This is a genomic window from uncultured Duncaniella sp., from assembly GCF_910578445.1.
In the GTDB taxonomy this organism is placed as follows: Bacteria; Bacteroidota; Bacteroidia; order Bacteroidales; family Muribaculaceae; genus Duncaniella.
Genome location: NZ_CAJTQC010000053.1, coordinates 1 through 3,949 on the forward strand (window position 1 = coordinate 1; position 3,949 = coordinate 3,949).

General features: G+C 48.6%; 5 protein-coding genes. All 5 read left to right on the forward strand.

Annotated elements, in window-relative coordinates:
- The first annotated feature begins 606 nt into the window (after nt 1-606).
- Complete coding sequence (locus tag QZ311_RS12105) at nt 607-927, forward strand: DUF3853 family protein (protein ID WP_297068447.1); 321 nt, start codon at nt 607-609, stop codon at nt 925-927.
- A complete protein-coding gene (locus QZ311_RS12110) occupies nt 915-1,958 on the forward strand; it encodes an AAA family ATPase (protein WP_297068449.1) in 1,044 nt (347 codons plus the stop codon). The genes QZ311_RS12105 and QZ311_RS12110 overlap by 13 nt, the downstream gene beginning before the upstream one ends.
- 158 nt (nt 1,959-2,116) lie before the next feature.
- A complete protein-coding gene (locus QZ311_RS12115) occupies nt 2,117-2,995 on the forward strand; it encodes a toprim domain-containing protein (protein ID WP_297068451.1) in 879 nt (292 codons plus the stop codon).
- An 86-nt stretch (nt 2,996-3,081) separates the two neighbouring features.
- Nucleotides 3,082-3,489 (forward strand): DUF3408 domain-containing protein, encoded by a 408-nt coding sequence (locus QZ311_RS12120; RefSeq protein ID WP_297068454.1) that lies wholly within the window; start codon nt 3,082-3,084, stop codon nt 3,487-3,489.
- Between the two features lie 178 nt (nt 3,490-3,667).
- Nucleotides 3,668-3,949 (forward strand): hypothetical protein (locus QZ311_RS12125; RefSeq protein WP_297068456.1); only part of this gene is annotated, 282 nt, incomplete at its 3' end.

Genomic DNA, 3,949 nt, shown 5'->3' on the forward strand with positions numbered 1-3,949 from the left:
GGCTGATGCCTCTGCACGTTGAGTAGCACTCAAAAATTATTTAGGACAATATTGAATCTGCTCTGATGTTTTCGATAGTACCGAGACTCAGTTCCATTCATCGCTCAATCTTCATGGTAAGCATGAACCGATAAAGATACGACCAAAACAGAAAATCAAGGCGTGCTATCTTATATCGAAATTATACGAGATTGTTCCGGCCAAGCATAAAGCAGCGTGGCGCGAGGATATTCTCGCTCATCTTGATATTCAGTGGAGCTACTATGAAAAGAAGTATTGTCATCCACGCGGCGATGATGCCAGTGCATCAAGTAGGGAATATGCTGATGAGATTGACAGAATCTTCAAAAAACATAAAAAGCGGGCTTGATAGTCCAAGCTACTTAAAGATACCACTCGCGCACCACTTTCACCACTCAAATTTCCACTTTAGAGACCTTATGATACTACCCGTTAGAGCTTGATACTCTGACGGGTAGTTTTAGTAAGTGGAGAACAGGAACCACATACAGACCACTCATAACCGGTTGTAATTTTGCAGTGTCCGGGAGATACTCGGATACGCTCTCTCAGAGAGCGGAAGTATAATTCAAACCCACACTGCGTATGACAAAAGACCATTTACTCAAACTTCCTCTCTGGCAGTACACCGGAGAACAACTTTTAGAATTACTTGATTCCCGAAATGTCAAGGATTCCACCGAGACCGCAAGCGCTACTGCCACTGCAAAACGTTGGCTCGTTTACGGAATCGAAGGCCTCTGCGAACTTCTCCAGTGCAGCAAAGCAACCGCACATCGCATCAAGAACAGTGGCGTAATCAAAGATGCCATAACTCAAACGGGCAGAAAAATCGTTATCGACGCACAACTTGCGCTCGATCTTATCCAGTCATCAAAGAAGGGAGGCCGCCGATGCAAGAAGTGAAAGAGGACATCCTCCGACTTTGGGAGGAAAAGCAGTTGAGAATCACTGATGAGATTCAGACTGCGCCGGAAGTGCTGTATGCCAACGGCAGCGTTATCGGAACGCTCGGCAATTTCTCGGCTTCGACCGGCAAAGCAAAGAGCAAAAAGACCTTCAATGTCGCCGCCATTGTCGGGGCATCGCTCGTCAATGGTAAAGTATTGGGCTACACCGCAGAGTTCCCCGATGACAAACGCACAATCCTTTATTTCGACACCGAACAAAGCCCGTATCATTGTCAGAAGGTTATGGAGCGAGCGTTGCGACTGGCAAAGTTGCCGACCGACACCCACCCGGAGCATCTGAAATTCGCGGCATTGCGCCAGCTTACACCATCATTGCGCCTTGAGGTCATAGAACAGGCGATAATCAACACCCCCGGTGTCGGACTTGTAATCATCGACGGTGTGCGCGACCTGATGTATGACATCAACTGCGCAAAGGAATCAACCGACCTTATCGGCAAACTGATGGAATGGACTGACAAGTTCCAGATACATGTCCACACGGTTCTGCATCTCAACAAAAGCGATGATAATGCCCGTGGCCATGTCGGCACAGAGCTGAACAACAAAGCGGAGACCGTACTCCAGATAAGCCGCAGCAAAACCGATGATACCGTGTCAGAGGTATGCGCAGCCATGATTCGTGCCGCCGAGTTTGACCCATTCGCCTTCCGTGTCAATGACTACGGACTGCCGGAGATTGCCAGTGGGTATGTTTTCTCAGAGCCTGGCAAGAAAGCCAAAGACCCTTATCCCTACAAGGAGTTGACCGAGGAACAGCACCGCGAGGCATTGGGTGTAGTTTTCGCCAATGGCCCGATAAAAGGGTGTCGCAACTTCGAGGCTGCACTCAAAAGCGGATATGCTTCCTGCGGGCATTCCTATTCCAATAACAAGGTCAAGGGTTTGAAAACCTTTCTTGACAACAAAGGCATGATTCGCTACGAGAACCGTGAATACATCTACAATCCAGATTTCTACTATTGAGTAACCGCGCAGCGCTTTCATAGCGAAGCGGAGAAAGAAACACCAAATTGGTTTGGTTTAGCAAAGGGCATATATAATAGGCGCTAAACCGCGAAGCGCTTTCGTAGCAAAGCTGAGAAAGAAACCAAGAACCATCTCACCCAAACATTTTAGAACCCATGATAAAAGAGATAAAATCTATCCCTTTAGCCGACTTCTTGTCCCAACTCGGACATGAACCGGCGGCGAGAAAAGGAACGAGGCTCTGGTATAAGTCGCCGTTGCGACAGGAACAGACGCCATCGTTCAAGGTCGAGACAACACTCAACTGTTGGTATGATTTCGGTCTTGGCAGAGGCGGCAACATCATCGATCTGGCAGCCGAGTTGTATCAGTCAACAGACCTGCGCTATCTCATGCGTTGCATCGCCAACAGCTATCCTGTGCCATCGGTGCAGACAGTCGCTTCCTCTTTTCATCCACGACACTCTGCTCCGAATATGGAACGGTTTGATGTCGTGCCACTAGAACACCGCGCACTTGTCGCATACCTCCAAGAGCGTGGCATTTCGGCACACATCGCCAAGGCGAAATGCAAGGAGGCGCATTACAGTGTCAACGGCAAAAGATATTTCGCAGTGGCGTTTGATAACATCAGCGGAGGCTGGGAACTGCGCAACAGATATTTCAAAGGTTGCCGGGGACGCAAGGACATCTCATATCTTCCGTGGGCGAGAGATGGCCCGTCAACAGAGTGTGTCGTGTTTGAGGGATTTATTGATTATCTCTCTGCACTTACACTCGGTATAATCAACGGAGCCGACGCAATCATCCTCAACTCGGTTGTCAATGTCAATAAGGCTGTGCCTTATCTCAAAGGCTACTCCACCATCAACTGCCACCTTGACAACGACAATGCCGGAAAAACAGCACTCGCCGAATTGACAGCCATATATGACTCAACCGTGATTGACCGCTCCACTCTCTACTCAGAGTTCAACGACTTGAATGAGTATCTCACAAATCCAAGTTTCACCAAAAAACACACTTCCCAATGAAAACAAATAAATCCACTGCACCGAAGTCAACCGAGTTGACCGATGCAACCAAATCCAAAGTATCAACTCTTAATCCCGATTTTATTATGAAATCAGATAACTCTATCAACTCCACTAATGCTGTAAACGCAACTAATTCTGTTAACAGCGATAACACTGTTAACAGCACCACACCTGCCAATGCTGACAATCTGTTTGACAACGAGCAGACAGTAACCGAGGCAACTGCCGTAACCGAGCAGCCGAAGCAACAGCGAATCGGCAAGCAACAGCGCAAATCGGACTTCGCCGAGTTCAAGGCTACATTCCTTGCTCCGGCAAAACTGGTGAACCGTCATGCCATGAATATCGAAGCCGACCTGTGGAACCAGCTTGAGCGCGTCTCCAGAATCCTCGGCGACCGTGGCACTACCGTCAGTAGCTACGCCAACGCCATCCTCGCCGAGCATCTGAAACAGTATGCCGACGACATCGAAATCTGGCGCAAGCTCTGAGTGCTTGATTGCAACTACATTTTGACCGCTAATAGTCCTCGTAGTTTCGTGCACCTCGAAACTATCGCAAGGGTTCGGAATCGGAGGGAGCGAGTTTATGTTTTCGTATTACAAGTAATCCTCAAACGACTCGCTCTCCTCCGCTCCCGATGGTCACAAACCTCAAACAGAATTTCCAATGAAGAAATCCAATTTACGTCCCTCTAAAGGACGCCCAAAGCTCCCGGCGGATGAACGAAAGTCCATCATGGTGCCGGTGAAATTCGACATAGACCAGTATCAGATCATGCTCGACAAGGCTCTCATGGCAGGGCTCAACCGCTCGGAATATATCCGTCAGTCGGCACTGCATTGTAAAGTCGTGGAAAGGCTCACGCCAAAAGATGTCAAGGCAATCCGCGACCTTCAGGGAATCGCCGAAAATCTCAACCGCACGGCAAAATTTGTCGGTGCCATTCTA